General features: G+C 64.0%; 14 protein-coding genes. 5 read left to right on the top strand and 9 right to left on the bottom strand.

The features are described 5' to 3' along the window. Positions 1-33 precede the first annotated feature (33 nt). Complete coding sequence (locus tag FDY95_RS19015) at positions 34-1,212, top strand: acyltransferase family protein (RefSeq protein WP_138080107.1); 1,179 nt, start codon at positions 34-36, stop codon at positions 1,210-1,212. Positions 1,213-1,503: 291 nt separating this feature from the next. Here the strand turns inward: FDY95_RS19015 and FDY95_RS19010 are convergent, their stop codons facing one another. The 4 genes from FDY95_RS19010 to FDY95_RS18995 all read right to left on the bottom strand — a co-directional run bounded on the left by FDY95_RS19010 (position 1,504) and on the right by FDY95_RS18995 (position 4,577). Beyond that, complete coding sequence (locus FDY95_RS19010; protein ID WP_212744925.1) at positions 1,504-3,129, bottom strand: 3-(methylthio)propionyl-CoA ligase; 1,626 nt, start codon at positions 3,127-3,129, stop codon at positions 1,504-1,506. A gap of 96 nt (positions 3,130-3,225) precedes the next feature. Next, entirely contained in the window at positions 3,226-3,444 is a 219-nt protein-coding gene (locus FDY95_RS19005; protein ID WP_138080106.1) for a hypothetical protein, read from the bottom strand. Positions 3,445-3,514: 70 nt separating this feature from the next. Further along, on the bottom strand, positions 3,515-3,751 hold the full coding sequence (locus tag FDY95_RS19000; protein ID WP_138080105.1) for a hypothetical protein: 237 nt from the start codon (positions 3,749-3,751) through the stop codon (positions 3,515-3,517). Positions 3,752-3,905: 154 nt separating this feature from the next. Next, positions 3,906-4,577, bottom strand: coding sequence for a hypothetical protein (locus FDY95_RS18995; RefSeq protein WP_138080104.1), 672 nt, complete (start codon positions 4,575-4,577; stop codon positions 3,906-3,908). Between the two features lie 259 nt (positions 4,578-4,836). Between FDY95_RS18995 and FDY95_RS18990 the strand changes: the two genes are divergently transcribed. Next, complete coding sequence (locus tag FDY95_RS18990) at positions 4,837-5,331, top strand: DUF2059 domain-containing protein (protein ID WP_138080103.1); 495 nt, start codon at positions 4,837-4,839, stop codon at positions 5,329-5,331. A 251-nt stretch (positions 5,332-5,582) separates the two neighbouring features. On the opposite strand, the gene FDY95_RS18985 is transcribed toward FDY95_RS18990, so the two are convergent. Continuing rightward, positions 5,583-8,783: a glycoside hydrolase family 3 N-terminal domain-containing protein gene (locus FDY95_RS18985; RefSeq protein ID WP_246074079.1), complete on the bottom strand. Its 3,201-nt coding sequence runs from the start codon at positions 8,781-8,783 to the stop codon at positions 5,583-5,585. 145 nt (positions 8,784-8,928) lie between these two features. Between FDY95_RS18985 and FDY95_RS18975 the strand changes: the two genes are divergently transcribed. Beyond that, complete coding sequence (locus FDY95_RS18975; RefSeq protein ID WP_138080100.1) at positions 8,929-9,975, top strand: hypothetical protein; 1,047 nt, start codon at positions 8,929-8,931, stop codon at positions 9,973-9,975. Positions 9,976-10,070: 95 nt separating this feature from the next. Here FDY95_RS18975 and FDY95_RS18970 read toward each other — a convergent pair whose 3' ends face one another. From FDY95_RS18970 to FDY95_RS18955, 4 genes are all read right to left on the bottom strand, one after another. Next, positions 10,071-10,778: a hypothetical protein gene (locus FDY95_RS18970; RefSeq protein WP_138080099.1), complete on the bottom strand. Its 708-nt coding sequence runs from the start codon at positions 10,776-10,778 to the stop codon at positions 10,071-10,073. Positions 10,779-11,065: 287 nt separating this feature from the next. Beyond that, a complete protein-coding gene (locus FDY95_RS18965) occupies positions 11,066-11,722 on the bottom strand; it encodes a M15 family metallopeptidase (RefSeq protein WP_138080098.1) in 657 nt (218 codons plus the stop codon). A 23-nt stretch (positions 11,723-11,745) separates the two neighbouring features. Then, positions 11,746-13,047, bottom strand: a complete 1,302-nt coding sequence (locus FDY95_RS18960; protein ID WP_138080097.1) for a serine hydrolase — start codon at positions 13,045-13,047, stop codon at positions 11,746-11,748. A 189-nt stretch (positions 13,048-13,236) separates the two neighbouring features. Beyond that, positions 13,237-13,596 carry a hypothetical protein gene (locus FDY95_RS18955; protein ID WP_138080096.1) on the bottom strand — a complete coding sequence of 120 codons (360 nt, stop codon included), beginning with the start codon at positions 13,594-13,596 and terminating at the stop codon, positions 13,237-13,239. Between the two features lie 130 nt (positions 13,597-13,726). On the opposite strand from FDY95_RS18955, the gene FDY95_RS18950 reads away from it, so the two are divergent. Both FDY95_RS18950 and FDY95_RS18945 read left to right on the top strand, forming a co-directional pair. Next, positions 13,727-14,512: a rhomboid family intramembrane serine protease gene (locus FDY95_RS18950; protein WP_171025747.1), complete on the top strand. Its 786-nt coding sequence runs from the start codon at positions 13,727-13,729 to the stop codon at positions 14,510-14,512. A gap of 333 nt (positions 14,513-14,845) precedes the next feature. Then, positions 14,846-15,796 (top strand): T9SS type A sorting domain-containing protein, encoded by a 951-nt coding sequence (locus FDY95_RS18945; protein WP_138080094.1) that lies wholly within the window; start codon positions 14,846-14,848, stop codon positions 15,794-15,796. Positions 15,797-15,932: the final 136 nt, after the last annotated feature.

Genomic DNA, 15,932 nt, shown 5'->3' with positions numbered 1-15,932 from the left:
GCTCCCTGCTGGGCCGTATTGCCATTGCCACTTATGCAAGCTCTTGACGAGGCCGCCCGCGCCACCACCCACACCACGCCCGTGGCCGAAGCTTCCGGCCCCGGTCGCCTGGTTTCCCTCGACGCCTTCCGTGGCCTGACGGTCATCGTGATGCTGCTGGTGAATTTCCCCGGCGCCTTTCCCTATTACGTCCCGCTGAGCCACATCGAATGGCACGGCTGCCGCCCGGCCGACCTGGTGTTTCCCTTCTTCCTCTTCATCGTGGGCGTGTCCCTCGCCTTTGCCCTCGACCGGGCCCGCCACGACCCGGCCCAACAGCGGCGGGTGCTGCTCACGGTGCTGCGCCGCACCCTCATCCTGATTGCCCTGGGCATGCTCATCGACCTGACGCCGAAGTTCTACTTCACGTCCTTTCGCATCATGGGCGTGCTGCAGCGCATCGGCCTGGTGTTTCTGGCCTGCTCGCTGCTCTTCCTGAAAACGCGCTGGCGTACCCAGCTGGGCCTTTTCGCCCTCATCCTGATTGGCTACAACCTGGTGCTGCAGCTGGTGCCGGTGCCCGGCGTGGGGCCTGCCAACCTGGAGCGCCTCAGCAACCTCGGCACCTGGCTCGACCGCCTCGTGCTCACCCAGCGCCACCTCTACGACGAGTTTTACTCCTTCGAGCCGGAGGGCATTCTGAGCACGTTCCCGTCCATCTGCACCGGGCTGCTGGGCGTGTTTGCCGGCCGCTGGTTGCGTCGGACGGACCTCGACGCTGCCACCCGGGTAGCTTGGCTGTTCGCCGCCAGCCTGCTCTGCCTCGTGCTGGGCATCGTCTGGAACGGCTGGTTTCCCATCAACAAGCAACTCTGGACCAGCTCCTTCGTGCTCTACTCGGGCGGCATTGCCGGCGCCCTGCTGGCCACCCTGTACTGGCTGCTCGACGTGCAGCAGTGGCGCCGCGGCCTTACCCCGTTGCTGGTGTTCGGCACCAACGCCATTACCATCTACTTCCTTTCCGAGCTGGTCGACAAGCTGCTCAGCTCCTACGATGTGGCCATGCCCGGCGGGGGCACCGACACGGTACGCAACTGGCTGTTCCAGACCCAGGTGTTGCCCCATTTCGCCAATCCCCAGCACGCCGCCCTCTTCTACGCCCTCGATTATACCGCCGTCTGGGGCCTGCTGGCCTGGGAGCTGTACCGCCGCCGCATCTTCATCAAAATCTGACCACGGATTCGACGGATTGAGGCGGATTTCACGGATTTTGTGGACGGCCGCACCCGGTAGTCATTGCGAGCGAAGCGCGGCAATCATTCCTCCAGCAGCACTGCCGAATCAATACCTACTGACCGAACACGGTACTGCCCGAACCTGTAGATGCTAGGTCCGGGCGGTGCTGTTTGTCGCGTTGTGCCGCGAGAGGAACGATTGCCGCGCTTCGCTCGCAATGACTGCAGGGTGCTACCGCAGCCGTCCACAAAATCCGCGAAATCCGAATCAATCCGCACGAATCCGTGATTAGAATTCGTACCCCGCGAAATCCTTGCGGAGCTGGGTTTTGAGCAGCTTGCCGGTGGCCGTGTGCGGCAGTTGCTCCACAAATTCTACCGCGCTGGGTACCCACCACGGTGCCACTTTGCCCTCGTAGAAGCGCAGCAATTCCTCGGCTGAAACGTCCTGGCCGGGCTTGCGCACCACCACCAGCAGCGGCCGTTCGCTCCACTTCGGGTGGGGCAGGCCGATGACGGCAGCTTCGGCTACGGCGGGATGGGCCACGGCCAGGTTTTCCAGCGCGATGCTCGAAATCCACTCCCCGCCCGACTTGATGACGTCCTTGGAGCGGTCGGTGAGCTGCATGAAGCCGTCCGCGTCGATAGTGGCTACGTCGCCGGTGCGGAACCAGCCGTCGGCGGTGAGTTGGCCGGGCGGGGTGGCGTGGTAATAGTCGCCCACGATGAAGGGGCCGCGCACCAGCAAGTCGCCGAAGGCCACGCCGTCGTGGGGCAGCTCCCGGCCCGCGTCGTCCACGATTTTCATGTCGACGCCGAAAATGACGCGGCCCTGCTTGTTCTTGAGCTGCTGCTGCTCTTCGGCCGGCAGCGCGAGGTTCTTGGTCTTGAGCGTGCTGACGGTGCCCAGCGGGGAGGTTTCCGTCATGCCCCAGGCGTGGCGGATTTCCACGCCCAGCTCCTCATCAAACGCCCGCAGCAAAGCCGGCGGGCAGGCCGCCCCGCCCACGATCATGCGGCGCAGGGTGCTGAACTGCCGCTTCCCTTCACGCATGAACTGCAAGAGCCCGAACCAAATGGTGGGCACGCCGGCCGAAAACGTGACGCCTTCGCTTTCAAACAGCTCGAACAGGCTGGCCGCGTCGAGGCCGGGGCCGGGCAGCACCAGCTTGCAGCCGTTGAGCGGGGTCATGTACGGAATGCCCCAGGCGTTGACGTGGAACATGGGCACCACGGGCAGCACCACGTCGCGAGCGGAGCAATTAAAGCAATCGGGCAGGGAAGCGGCGTAGCTGTGCAGCAAGGTGGAGCGGTGCGAGTACAGCACGCCCTTGGGCTGGTCGGTGGTGCCGGAGGTGTAGCACAGCGAGGAGGCCGTGTTTTCATCGAACACCGGCCACTCAAAATCGGCCGCTTCGCGGTCCAGCAGCTCGTCGTAGCACAGCAGCTCGCCGGGCAGGTTGTGCGTGGCTGGCATGTGCATTCGGTCGGTCAGCAGCACCCAATACTCCACCGAGGGGCAGTGCGGGGCCAGCTTCTCGACCAGGGGCAGGAAGGTCGCGTCGAAGAACAGCAGGCGGTCCTGGGCGTCGTTGATGATGTAGATGAGCTGCTCGGCGAACAGGCGCGGGTTGATGGTGTGGCACACCGCTCCCAGGCCCGACACGGCGTAGTACAGCTCGAAGTGGCGGTGGTTGTTCCAGGCCAGCGTGCCCACCCGGTCGCCCGGCCGGATGCCCAGCGCCAGCAGGGCCTTGGCCAGCTGCTTGGCGCGCAGGTGCGCGGCGTGGTAGGTGTAGCGGTGCAGCCCGCCCTCGGTGTTGCGCGACACGATTTCGGTATCGGCGTGCCACTTGGCGGCGTGTTCGAGCAGGGCCGCAATGCGCAGCGGCGTCTGCATCATCAGTCCTAGCATGATGATTCGGCAGGAAAAAGTGGGAAGCTGGAGCGTTTGGGGTAAGCTACGGATTTTGCCCACGCCGCACCAGCCGCATCCTGCCGAGGCGGGCGCCTACCGATACTGGTAAATCAGCCGCCGCCCGTCGGCGGCCAGACTGGCGGTCTGCTTGGCCAGCAACAGCTTTTCCCGCGGAAAGCGCCGTTCAATCAGCAGCGTGTCGGGGCCGTCGACCACGGCGCGGGCGTCGTCGAGCACGCCGACGTGGAAGTTGTTCAGGCCGTTGTAGCGCATACTGGTGGTGTCCCGGCGCAGTTCCTCAATGGAAAACACATCCGGTCCTTCCGGCAAATACACCCACATGGCCCGCAGGCCGCCTTTCCCATCCAGTTCGTACTTCCGCTCAATATCGAATTCCAGCCCCCCGCACCGTGAAGGAGCAGTCGTGCGCGTCGGCGGCCAGGAAGCTTTTGACTTTCTGGGCGCACTTGGTATGCTGAGGGCTCAGGCGTTCGTCCAGCACCCGGTATTTGGCCACCAGTTGAAGCGGAACGGCCGTGTTGGCTGGTTTCGGTGATTCGCAGGCGGCAAGCAGCCCCAGCAGCAACAGTAAGCTTGAAAAGCGGCAGTGCGGAGTCATGGGGTGGAAATCAAAAACGCGAAGCTACTGGCCACCACAATTTACGGCAAGTTGCTTGAACTGCCACCCCTACCCCCTAAACGCAAAGCGGGCGGGCCCAAAGGACGCCGCCTGCTTCACCATTTTCACTCACCAATTTGTGGGGCCGCAGGGGTCACTGTCGGTCCCACACGGTGCCGTCGGCTTCCACGAAGCGGACGACGCCGTTTTCCTTCGAGTAGTACAGCTGCCGGAGCTGCCCGGCCGCCGGGCGGCTGGCCGAGGTGAGCAGGCTGGTGTACTCCCAGATATTCTGATAAACGCGGCTGCCGAGGCTGGCCGTGGGCAGCAGGCGCACGTCGGCGGGCAACTCCTGGGCCGCGGCCGCGGCGGGCAGCCGCAGTTGCGCGGGGCCCCAGGTCAGCTCGGCCGTCAGCGGCTCGGCGGCCTTGGGCACGGCGGCTTTTAGGCTGAACGATGCCAGGTACTGCCCGCGCCGGTCCAGGGCCACGTAGCCCGAGTCGACGCGCTCCAGGCGGGCGCTCAGGCCCTGCCGGTAATAGGCCACGCGCTGCGAGCCGGCCGCCATGCCCGAGAGCTGCTGATCGGCCAAGCCCTTCACCTGGTAGCGCCGCTCGTAGCCGGCCGCGTCGCGGAAGCGCCACTCCTCGCCGAGGCGGTAGGGCGTAGCCCAGGCCTGCTCGGCCTGACTGATCTGGTATTCGGGTATTTCCGAACTTTCGGGCTCGGGGAACAGCCCGCTGCCGCAGCCGGGCAGCAGCAGTACGGCGGCCAGCGCGGTCGGCAGCACGGGGCGGCGCAGCCAGGTGAGTATCGTTGGTTTCATAGCGGGCAGGGGCGTAGTCGGGGGCGAAGCGGGGCGGCTGGTAGCGCCAGCCAACGATGCAAAGATGGGGCGGATGGCGGCGTTTGTAAATAGCATAAGTATGTGGTAGTCAGCAAAGCGACGGGCGGATAAATACGACGGCAGCGGCCTGGTCATGAGTACCCCGCCGCTGCCGCCTTCCCTACTACAGATAGCCGGCGGGGGCAAATGGTTGCTTGCGGGCGTGGCCGCCGGGCGGAAAATCCCGTACCGACTTGCTATGAAATACTTACTCGCTCTTGCCGCGGGCCTGCTGCTGGCCGCGCCGGCCGCCTCGGCCCAGACCACGGCCGCCGCGACTCCCGGCGCCGCCCCCGTACCCGCCAGCCAGCGCAAAGCCGCCGAGGAATTGCTCGTGGCCATGCAGATGGAGCAAACCGCCACCAACGCCCTCGACCAGATGGTGACGGCCCAGCTGATTCAGCGGCCCGAGCTGAAGGCCGTGGAGCCCGAAATGCGCGGCTTCCTGCACAAGTACATGAGCTGGGCCGCGCTCAAGGACGACATGGTTGACCTTTACGCCCGCGAGTTCAGCGAAAAGGAGCTGAAGGAGCTGCGCAAGTTCTACGCCTCCCCCATCGGGCAGAAATTCACCGGCAAGCAAAGCCAGCTGATGGCCGCCGGCATGGCCTTGGGCCAGCGCCGGATGCAGGAGCACTTGCCCGAGCTGCAGAAGAGCATCGAAGACAAGATGTCGAGCACGATGAAGGAGTAGTGCGGGTAGGAAATTGCCTGTCGTGAAATAGAACGTCATCCTGAGGCGCAGCCGAAGGACCTTCCTCGCACCCTGCACCAACTGAGAAGCGCAGCCACCAACGCCCAATTGCAAGGGCTCGGTGGCTGCGCTTCGGCGTTAGTAAAAGAGCGTTGGCACTTCGTCGGCAGCGGCGGTGCAGGGTGCGAGGAAGGTCCTTCGTCCTCGCTTGATGCGCGACATGCTCAGGATGACGGGCTGATTTTCATTCCTTACTCCTCCTTCTCCACCGTCGACTCCACCTGGGGCCGCTCGGACTTCACCGCGTCGATGGCCAGCTGCAGCAGTTTGCTGCGCACGCTCAGCTCGGTGATTTTGTTGTTGCGGCGCATGGGGTTTACGCGGTTGGTGAGCAGGATGACCATTAGATCATACTGCGGGTCCACCCAGAAGTAGGTGCCGGTGAAGCCGGTGTGGCCGTAGCTGCGCACGGAGGCGTCCTTGGCCGTGTTGACTTTGGGGTCGTTGGCGGGGCGGTCGAAGCCCAGGGCGCGGCGGTTGTCGGGGCAGAACTGGCACTTGGTGTACTCGCGCACCGTCTCGGCCTTGAGCAATTGCTGGCCGCCGTACTGGCCTTCCCAGGCGTAAAGCTGCACCAGCTTGGCCAGGTCGTTGGCCGAGCCGAACAGGCCCGCGTGGCCCGAGAGGCCGCCCTGCAGGGCCGCGCCTTCGTCGTGCACGGTGCCGTGCAGCAGCTGCTGGCGGAACAGCGAATCGTACTCCGTCGGCACGATGCGGGCCTGCGGAAAGCGCCACTGCGGGTGCAGACCCAGGGTGCCGGCACCCAGCGGGCGGTACAGCTCCTCGCTCAGAAACTGCTCGAAGGACTTGCCGGTCTGCTGCTGCACCAGCTGCGGGTAGAGGTAGAAGGAAAGGTCGGAGTACACGTAGCCGGGCTTGTCGTTGAGCGGCGACTCGGCAATGGCCTTGCGCAGGCGCTCGGGCAGGTCCTGGCGGCCCCACATGCCGTTGGCCACTTTCAGCGGGAAGCGGGCCGAGGAGTCGGCTTTGAAGAACTTCGGGCTCATGGGCAGCACCTCGCCCGGCGCGGTCTTGATGGGGTCGTGCGGGTACTTGCCGAACAGGCGGGCGAAGAAGCCCTTGGGCCGGGTGTACTGCTGCCAGAACGGAATCCAGGCTTTCAGGCGGGCCTGGTGGGTGAGCACGTCGCGCAGCTTGAGGTCCTGCTTGTTGGAGCCTTTGAGGAAGTCGAAGTACGAGCCCATGGTCTGGTCGGGGCTGAACTTGCCCAGGTCCTGCAGCTTCATCAGCGCGGGCGTGGAGGCGGCCACTTTCGTCACCGAGGCCAGGTCGTAGAGGTCGGTGGGGCGCACGGGGCGGGCGCCGGCGTCGTAGGTCTGCCGGCCGAAGCTCTTGCGCAGCACCACCGTGCCGCGGCGGGCAATGAGCACTTCGCCGCCGGGAAAGGCCCGGGCCGCCAGCGCCCCGCTCAGCAGCGAGTCGACGCGGGCTTCGAGCTGGTTGCTCATGCCCACGGCTTCGGGCTGGGCGTAGCGCAGGCGCAGGCCGCCTTGGGTCGTCAGGCCCGCGCCGAAGTTATAGGGGCTGCCCGGCACTGATACCGACAGCTTGCCGGTAGCTCCTACCCCGCCGAAGATGACCTGCGCGGCCAGCTCCTGGGCGTTTTTGCTTTCCTGGTAGGCCAGCACCACCGCGTCGGCCGCGTTCAGGTCGCGCAGCTTGGCCACGGCGTAAGCGTTGCCGAACACCGACACGACCATCTTTTTCTTCAGCGCGGCCAGCTCGCGCAGCAGCACGTTTTCCTCGGGCGAGATGCCGAAGCTGGTAGCCGGGTTGCGGCCCAGGTTCTGCAGGCCCACCAGCAGCAGGTTGTAGCCTTTCAGCTGCTCGCGCAGCCGGCTCAGCTCATCGAGCGTAGGCGTGGCCGAGATATTGAAGTGCCGGGCCGGGGCGTAGTCGGCCACCATGCGCTGGAAGTCGGTGGTGTCCTTGTAGCCCATGAGCACGGTGGCAATGCGCAGGGTATCGAGGCGCTGCAGCGGGAGCAGCTGCTTCTGGTTGCGCAGCACCGTCATGCTCAGCTCCTGCAGGCGCTGGGCAATGTGCTGGGCGTGGGGGTTGTTGAGGTCGGCCGTGAGGTTTTTCAGCTCGATGGGGCGGTAGTGGTTCAGGCCCGACCACTGCTTGAGGGCCAGCACCCGGCGGCAGCGCATATCGATATCGGCCTGCTTGATGCGGCCCGAGTCGATGGCGGCGCGCACGGCGCGCAGGGCCTTGGGCACGTCCTTGGAGAATTCCAGGATGTCGTTGCCGGCCAGGATGGCGCGCACGTCGGCCTCGCCGGGCGGGTACTTGCTCGTCACGCCCTTCATGTTCATGGCGTCGGTGAAGAGCATGCCCTGGTAGCCCATCTGCCGCTGCACCATGTCCGTCACGATGCGCTTGGAGAGGGTCGAGGGCGTGCCGGTGCTGTCGAGCACCGGAATGTTCAGGTGGGCAATCATCACCCCGCCCAGGCCCTGGCGCATCAGGGCGCGGAAGGGCACCAACTCCAGGGAATCGAGGCGGCGGCGGTCGGCGCGGATGATGGGCAGGGCCAGGTGGGAGTCGGCGTCGGTGTCGCCGTGGCCGGGGAAGTGCTTGGCCACGGCCAGCACCCCGGCGTCCTGCATGCCGCGCATGTATTCCAGGCTTTTCTGGGTCACGCCGCGCTTGTTCTCGCCCCAGGAGCGGAAGCCGATGACGGGGTTGGCGGCGTTGTTGTTCACGTCGACCACCGGGGCGAAGTTGACGTGCATGCCGATGCGGCGCACCTGCCGGCCCAGCTCCTGCCCCATTTCGTAGAGCAGCTGGTTGTCGCGGATGCCGCCCATGGTCATCTGGTAGGGAAAGCGGATGGTGCTATCCAGGCGCATGCCCAGGCCCCACTCCGCATCCATGGCCACCAGCAGGGGCACTTTGCTTTGGGCCTGATAGCGGTTGAGCAGCCGGGCCTGCCGCACGGGCCCGCCCTGGAAGAAGATCAGCCCGCCGATGCCGCTTTGCTGGATCAGGGTCGAAATCGAGTCCTCATCGATGCGCTGGCGGTTGGAGTAGGCGGCCACCATAAACAGCTGGGCCACCCGCTGTTCGGGCGTGAGCGTGCTCATCACCGAATCGACCCAGCGCGAGTGCAGATACTGCAGAAACGCCGGCTGCTGGGCCGCCGGAGCGGCTTTGGCCGCCGCGGCCTTCTGGGCAGCAGTGGTTTTGGCGGCCGGCTGCGGCCGGGCGGGCGCGGCCTGAGCGGCTTGGGGAGCGGGGCGGCGCCGGGCTGCGGCGGAGGCGGCGGGCTTCTTCTTGGCCGCGGCTTGGCGGCGGTGCTGGGCCGGCAGCATCAGCGGCATCAGGCACAGCAGCAACAGGAGGAATGACTTGACGGGGAAACGCAAGGCAGGATGGGAAATGGGTGTGGCGGCGAAGTTACGGAATGATGAAGGTGGGGAGTAAGCTTGCAGTTGTACCTAGCACAAGCTAAGGGGGCGTTAGAGTAACTTTATGAAATTTAAGTTCGACTAAAGACTCACTACAAAGGCAATGGCACATCCGAAACAAATCGAGCACAACAAGTTAATGAGCGTATTCTACAAAGATGCTCGCATTAAAGAATGCTTGCATCCTAATCAAGCTGAATGTAAGGGAGCTATAAAGAAGACTCATAGCATACAGCGCAATGGCAGATTAAGTATAATGGAAGGCGAGGTTGGTGGAGTGAACGGTATTTATTCTTTTTTAACTAATGAGTATGATTGGCGCGGAGGTCTTGCAAACCTAAAACTTCTAGGCAAAGGAGAAGCCTCAACATTTTTTGGATTTTGCGATTATCATGATTCTACTCTTTTCTCCCCAATAGAAAACTTTGAATTTGACGGCAGTGACAAACATCTTTTCTTGCATTCCTACAGAGCCCACGCTCATTCATACTATATGAAAAAAGGCTCCATAAATGCATATGAAAAAAAGTCAGATTACACCAAAATACTCCCAGAAGAAAATCTTGACGCTACGATTTTTTCATCTAAGCTTGGATTAAAAGATATGCAATCATCTAAAGGCATGTTAGACGACATGCTCTTGAGAGAATCTTATTCAGAGCTAGAATATTTTTTTCACATCGTTCCAAGACTACATCCAGTTGCTTGCTCTGCCTCATTCAGCCCTAGATACAGTTACAGTGGCGAGAAATTAAACACTAACCCATTAGCTGAGTACTGGTCTTCTATTATGCTAACTGTTCTGCCCGACATTTCAAATCAAAGCATAATAATAATGGCGTGCTTACCTCATGAAGATTATTCCATCAAGTTTATTGACAGTATTTCTGACTTACCCAATCACAAACTCGAGAAAGCAGTAAGCTCTATAATGATAGATTATTTGGAAAACACTTTTATATCCCCTTTATTATGGAACGCATTTTCAAGAAATGAAAAAAACAAACTACTTCTAGAAATTGAGCAAACGGCACCTCATAGTCTGAGAAGAATTTTCAACAAAGGATTCTTCAACAGTTTTATTAATTTTTTTGATGTAAAGTATCAACAGAATAAACTTTTACAATACAAAAACAGGAACCATAAATAAGACACTGTTTAAATTTAAGAATACGCAAAAAACAGCCCGCCGTGTAGCGCACACCGGCGGGCTGTTTCGTTTGTTGCTGCGGGCAACTGCGGCGGCTAGTATGTCTCTTTCAGGAAGCCGAACTTCCGCTTCTCGGCTTGGTGGGTGTTAGGGTAGTTGGCTTTGAGGAGGTTTTTGAGGGCTTCGAGCACGTCTTCCACCTGCTCGCGCAGGGTGCCTTTGCCGGCTACTTCGGTGGCGCGGAGGCCTTTGCCCTTGGCAGTGCTGCTGGTCAGCTCGGCGTACTCCTTGGCAATGGGCGCCCAGAAGTCGGTGCCGTGCTTTTGCTGGCCCAGGCCGTGCTTGGGCAGGGCAGCCACCAGCTTTTTCAGGGCTTTGGTGCGCTCCACGCGGTCCTTGGGCAGCTGCCAGGTGCCGCTGAATTTGCCGATGCCAAACTCCGGGTAGTAGGGCCGACCATCGTCTTCTTCGTCATACTGATTGGCCAGCGCATTCTTCACGTAGCGCAGCTTGTCGTTGATAAGCGCATCGAGCACGGCGAGGCGGTTGCTTTGCGGGGCCAGGGCGTCGCCCGCGTCGTCCGTATCCTGGATGCTGCCCCGGAAGTCGGAGGCCAGCTGCTTGAAGTCGGCGCTGCTGGTCCAGAGCAGGGTGAGCTGGGGGCGCAGCAGCCACTCGTCGGCGGCGAGCAGGGCCAGCTCGGCCAGGGCCAGTTCGGTTTGGGGCAGGCTGGGCGCGGAGGCCTTGGATTGGGAAGGGGCCGGGTCCGGCGCGTGGCCATCGGCGGCGGGTTGGGAAAGCATAAACGGGAAGTAATCGACGGAAACACAATGCGCTACCCCGGTAAATAGCAAAAAGAAACGCGGCCACACAAGACCCGGCGCGCGGGCCCGGGCCGGGAGGGGCCCTCCCGGCATGTTCCCGGCTGCGGATGGCCCGGGAAGGCCCCTCCGAGGCCGTTCCCGGTTGAGAACAAGCCGGGAGGGCCCCTCCCGGGGCTTTCCCGGTTGCGGATGGCTCGGGAGGGCGCCTCCCGGGGCGTTGCGGGTTGGGAACAGCCGGGGGGGGGTGGCCGGGCGGATTGCCGGCCTCAGCGCAGGGCGCTGAAGGGCAGATCGAGCAGCGGGTACTGCTCCCAGCCCTGGTGGTCGAAGTGCCACCACTCGGCGGGGTAGTTGCGGAAGCCATGCTGCTGCATGGCCTGGTGCAGAATGGCGCGGTGCCGCAGGGCGGCGGCGGGCAGCTGCTGGTAGTCTGAGTGGGCGGCGGGCGTCATGGCGTCGAAGTCGGTGGGCAGGGCCACGTCGCGGCCGGTTTTCAGGTCGATGAGGCCCAGGTCGACGGAGCAGCCGCGGTTGTGCTTGGAGCCGCGGGTGGGCGGGGCAGCGTAGGTCTGGTCGGGCAGGGCTTCGTAAAGCCGCACGGTGGCGGCGTAGGGGCGGTAGGCGTCGTAGATTTTCAGCGCGTAGCCCTGCCGGGCCAGGGTCTGCTGCACGCGGCGCAGGTCCTCGGCCACCGGGCGGCGCAGAAAGGCGGCGGCTTCGGGGTAGATGCGCTGGCCGGTGAGGTTGTGGGGGGTAGCGTAGCGGATATCGAGCCGCAGGCCGGGAATGAACTGCGCTAAGTCCACCAGTTCCTGGCGCGCGTCCTGGCGCACCTGCTGGCGGTACTGGGCGGCCTCGCTCACGCGAGCCGGGCCGGTTTGCGGAAGAGTGGTCAAGACGCAGAGCAGGATGGGGCGGAACATGGCGGCAAGTTACTGCGGGCGGCTTAGGGCGCGGCCCGCTCGTGCTGCGCCGACCAGTAGGCCCGCACCTGCTGGCGGCGCCGCTCATCGGTGCGCGTCAGCTCGTGCTGGTACACCAGCTGGCCGAGGCGGCGCAGGAAGGGCAGCCCCACGGTGTCGTAGTCGTACTTATCGTCGTTGAGCACTTCGTCCTGGTTGCAGTAGATGACGGCCGAGAGCATAAACTCCACCCCGCGCAGCGAGTCGACGATGCAGGCGTTGTCGATGAGGAAGCCGTAGGCCTGCCCGATTTTATTGTAGATGCGCACGCCCTCGGGCAGGGCCGCCGGCGGCCCACCCACCAGCAGGAACTTGGCGCAGTTGTCGGGGTAGTGCGGCGCGTCGTAGCGCGGGAAGCGGCTCCGGCGCGGCGACAGGCTCAGGTAGCGGCGCAGGAAGGCGTAGTCATCGGCGGCGAGGTCCGGCCGTTTCCGGGCCCACGCGCTGGTATCCGCTGCGAGGTTGAAGCGGATGGCTTCACGGAACGTCGCCGGAAAGAGCAGGGCGCGCAGCAATGCTTGCTGCTCGGCGAGCGGGAAGAAGTTCTTGTCGCTGAAATCCAGCGGCTGCTCGATGCGCTGCTCCCCGCGCACGTACGCCCGGCCTACTTTCGGCGCCGCCATCGGCAGGGCGGGTAGCGGGGCGTCGTTGAAGGCGGCGGGCTGCCGGTAGCGCACCGCGGTAGCGGCCGAATCGGCAAAGAAGGCAAACGGGTTGGTGTGGCGCGAGCCCGGCTCTTTGTCGCCCACCGAGAGGCGGTGAACGATGCGGGTACGCGGCAGCCCCCAAAGCCCCAAAGCCTGGTTCAACTCCGCCTGTCCCACAAACTCGTAGAGCCGGTTGAAGGCATCGTTGTCGCTGACGAGCAACACCTTGCGCACGTACTGCCCAATGGTGGGGCGCCGGCCAGGCGCGGTGCTGTCGACCAACACGCGGGTTTGATCGGCAAAGGCCGAGTCGATACGCAGCGGCGTTTCCCGTTCAAGGTGTAGCCGATGCAGCTTTTGCAGTGCCGCCGCGGCCGCGGGCAGCTTCACGGTGCTGGCCGGGTAGAAGTATTCGTCGGGCCGAAGCCGGTACGCGTGCGACTTAAAGGTGGGCTTCCCGTGCTCGTCGCGCCGAATCTGGGTGTAGATAATCTGCAGGCGGTAGGCAGCCGGGTGGCGTAGCACCTGCCGCACCACGGCGGCGGTGTCGCGCCGCAGCAGTTGCTTCAGCGGATTGGCCAGTTGGGCCTGCGCTGTCGGGGCGCTTAGCAGCAGTAGAAACGCAAAAAACTGGTTCATCAGGCCGGAAGATAATTCCAGGCGCCGATGAACCGGCGTGCGGGGAGTTAAGAGCCTATCCGGAAAGTCCAGAACGTCATGCTTCGACTGCGCTCAGCATGACGCCCTTTTTTGTTCGAACGACTTTCCGGATAGTCACTGAGAAGGCAACGGTTCAGGGCATCGATGTTCAGGAACGCACTAAATCACCTAGAGGCCGGGCACCTGGCCGGGCTGGCCGGCGGAGGTGCCGGTGCCGGCCGAGGTGGTGCTGCCGCCCACGTCGCCTTCGGCGGCGTTGCCGGGGGCGTCGTAGTGGGTGCCGTGGGCCACGTTGTGGCCGGTGGTGGCGCGGCCGCCCACGTTGCCGCCGCTGCCGGAGTTATCGTCGGCGTTGTTGCCGGTCTGCACGTTCATCCGGTCGCCCATGGCGAAGCGGCCCTGGGGCTGGCGCTCCTGCTCGCTGCTGGGCTGGCCCGAGGCGGTGGCCTCGGCTTCGTAGTCGCGGCCGGCGTGGCGGGGGTTGGTTTCCTGGTTGTAGGGTTCGTCCTGGATGGGGTCGGGTGTCATGGCGGGGGTGGTTAGGTACGAAAAGGGTCTTACTGGCTATACGGCAGGCTGCCAGCGCGGTTCGTATGGCCGGGCTTGCCAAGTTGGCGCACCGGGGCGGCTTGGCAGGCTTGTGGTGGGCCACGCTGGCATGGAATCCCGCTCGCCCCTGGCCGAGGCCTTTGCCCGTAAAACCGACGCGGAGCTGCTCTACCTCACGCAGCACCCGCAGGCCTTCGCGCCCGCGCTGGTGCAGGCCGCCTGGGCCGAGCTGCGCCAGCGCGGGCAGGTACCCGCCCCCGAGCCCCCACCCCCACCCGCCCCGCCAACGCCGGTGCCCGGCCTGGGCAGCGTGGCCGTCACGCTCGGCCTGGCCGGCCTGAATGTGCTGGTGTTTCTGCTGATGGTGGCTGGCGGCGTCGACGCGCTGCACCCGAGCGGGCAGGACCTCATCCGCTGGGGCTCCAACTTCACCCCGCTGGTGGCGCGCGGCGAGTGGTGGCGCCTGCTCACGGCCTGCGTTCTGCACGGCGGCCTGGCCCACCTGCTGCTGAACACCTACGCGTTGCTGGTCATCGGGGCCTTGCTGGAGCCGCTGGTGGGGCGCCCCCGCCTGCTGCTGGCCTACGCGCTCAGCGGCCTGGGCGGCAGCCTCGCCAGCCTGTGGTGGCACCAACCCGGCTGGGTAAACAGCGTGGGCGCCTCGGGAGCCATTTTCGGCCTGTACGGGGCCATGCTGACGCTGACGGCTACCAATGCGGCCCGGCTCAGCCGCCCGGCCCGGGCGGCGCTGTTCGTGCACACGCTCTACATCGTGGGAGCCAACTTCGCCACCGGCCTGATGCCCGGCATCGACCACGCCGCCCACATCGGCGGGCTGCTGGCCGGGGCGCTATTGGCCTGGCCGCTAAGCAAGGGCATGAGGGTAAGAGGGTAGGAGTTTGGGAGGGGGTGAGGGTAAATGTCAGGTAGGGAGAAGAACGTCATGTCGAGCTTGTCGAGACATCTCGCTCGGGGGCTAATCTTTTCGTTGAACGAATGAGAAAAGCCGTCATGTCGAGGTATCTCGCGTGCTGACCGCCGAGGGAAACTTCATCGTCCAACGAGAAGAATACTTGGAGACATCAGCACGCGAGATGCCTCGGCTGCGCTCGACATGACGTTCTATTCCCCCCTTCTCCCCTCTCCCCCGAAGATGTGATTGTGCGCACAGTAGCAGTGGCGGAACTTTGCAGAGCACAAACACCCCGTTCAACCCCACACTACCGCTATGAAACGCTTGCTACTTTCCCTGGCCCTGCTTGCCGGCGCCGCCACCGCCGCCCTAGCCCAATCCGCGCCCGTTCCCAACGGGGGCTTCGAAACCTGGACCGGCGCGGGCGCTACCGAACGGCCCCAGAACTGGCAGAACACCGACGACCTGCTGCAGGCCGCCTTCCCCATCCCGATAACGGTGGGCGCCGTGACCAAAACCACCGACGCGCACGGCGGTAACTTTGCGGCTCGTCTGGAAACCAAGGTCATCAACCTCTTTAGCACCCCGATTCTGTACCCGGGCATGCTGATTCTGGGCAACCGCATCAGCACCAGCACCAGCCCGGGCGGCACCACCGACGGCGCCGGGATGCCCTTCACCAGCCGCCCGCAGGCGCTGCAGTGCCACTACAAGCTCACCGGCAGCAACATTGCCAACGACTCGGCCTCGGTGCTGGTGTTCCTGACGCGCCGCGTCAACGGGCGCTCCACCATCCTGGCCCTGGGCGAGGCCTACCTGCTACAGGAAAAAACCAGCTACACCCAGCTGCAGGTGCCGCTGCAGTACATCAGCAACCAGGCCCCCGACTCCATCCACATCATCGCCTTCTCCGGCGCCCTCGACGACTCCAACCTCACGGCCGGCAACGTGCTGACCATCGACGATTTTACCACCGTCGGCTCGGCCGTCACCGCCGCCCGCGACGCCCAGCGCAGCCCCGAGCTGGCCGCCTTCCCCAATCCTAGCCCCGACGGCATCTTCACCCTCGATGCCCGCCGGGACGCCGCCCTGCTCCGCGCCCCCTTCACCGTGACCGATGCGCTGGGCCGCACCGTGCTCCGCCAGGGTAGCAGCACCAGCACCGCCCCCCGCCGCATCGACCTGAGCGGGCAGCCCGCCGGGGTGTACGTGCTGCGCCTCAGCGGCCCGCAGGGAGCCGTCACGCGCCGCCTGGTGGTGCAGTAACCGACCTTATTCCAATTGCAAAAAACCGCCGCCCGGGTTGCCGGGCGGCGGTTTTTTGCGTTGGTGGCGGGCTACGTAGCTGGATGATTTCGGCATGGAATATTCGCCCGTCATCCTGAGGCGAAGCCAAGAACCT

Source organism: Hymenobacter jeollabukensis (assembly GCF_005771675.1).
Classification (GTDB): Bacteria; Bacteroidota; Bacteroidia; order Cytophagales; family Hymenobacteraceae; genus Solirubrum; species Solirubrum jeollabukense.
The sequence above is the reverse complement of the archived record's forward strand: the minus strand, read 5'-3'. Positions and strand labels throughout refer to the sequence as shown.

Bases quoted from the DNA above. Each gene is read 5' to 3' on its own strand.
- FDY95_RS19015 (WP_138080107.1), top strand. From the start codon at position 34: ATGCAAGCTCTTGACGAGGCCGCCCGCGCCACCACCCACACCACGCCC.
- FDY95_RS19010 (WP_212744925.1), bottom strand. From the start codon at position 3,129: ATGCTAGGACTGATGATGCAGACGCCGCTGCGCATTGCGGCCCTGCTC.
- FDY95_RS19000 (WP_138080105.1), bottom strand. From the start codon at position 3,751: ATGACTCCGCACTGCCGCTTTTCAAGCTTACTGTTGCTGCTGGGGCTG.
- FDY95_RS18995 (WP_138080104.1), bottom strand. From the start codon at position 4,577: ATGAAACCAACGATACTCACCTGGCTGCGCCGCCCCGTGCTGCCGACC.
- FDY95_RS18990 (WP_138080103.1), top strand. From the start codon at position 4,837: ATGAAATACTTACTCGCTCTTGCCGCGGGCCTGCTGCTGGCCGCGCCG.
- FDY95_RS18975 (WP_138080100.1), top strand. From the start codon at position 8,929: ATGGCACATCCGAAACAAATCGAGCACAACAAGTTAATGAGCGTATTC.
- FDY95_RS18970 (WP_138080099.1), bottom strand. From the start codon at position 10,778: ATGCTTTCCCAACCCGCCGCCGATGGCCACGCGCCGGACCCGGCCCCT.
- FDY95_RS18965 (WP_138080098.1), bottom strand. From the start codon at position 11,722: ATGTTCCGCCCCATCCTGCTCTGCGTCTTGACCACTCTTCCGCAAACC.
- FDY95_RS18960 (WP_138080097.1), bottom strand. From the start codon at position 13,047: ATGAACCAGTTTTTTGCGTTTCTACTGCTGCTAAGCGCCCCGACAGCG.
- FDY95_RS18955 (WP_138080096.1), bottom strand. From the start codon at position 13,596: ATGACACCCGACCCCATCCAGGACGAACCCTACAACCAGGAAACCAAC.
- FDY95_RS18950 (WP_171025747.1), top strand. From the start codon at position 13,727: ATGGAATCCCGCTCGCCCCTGGCCGAGGCCTTTGCCCGTAAAACCGAC.
- FDY95_RS18945 (WP_138080094.1), top strand. From the start codon at position 14,846: ATGAAACGCTTGCTACTTTCCCTGGCCCTGCTTGCCGGCGCCGCCACC.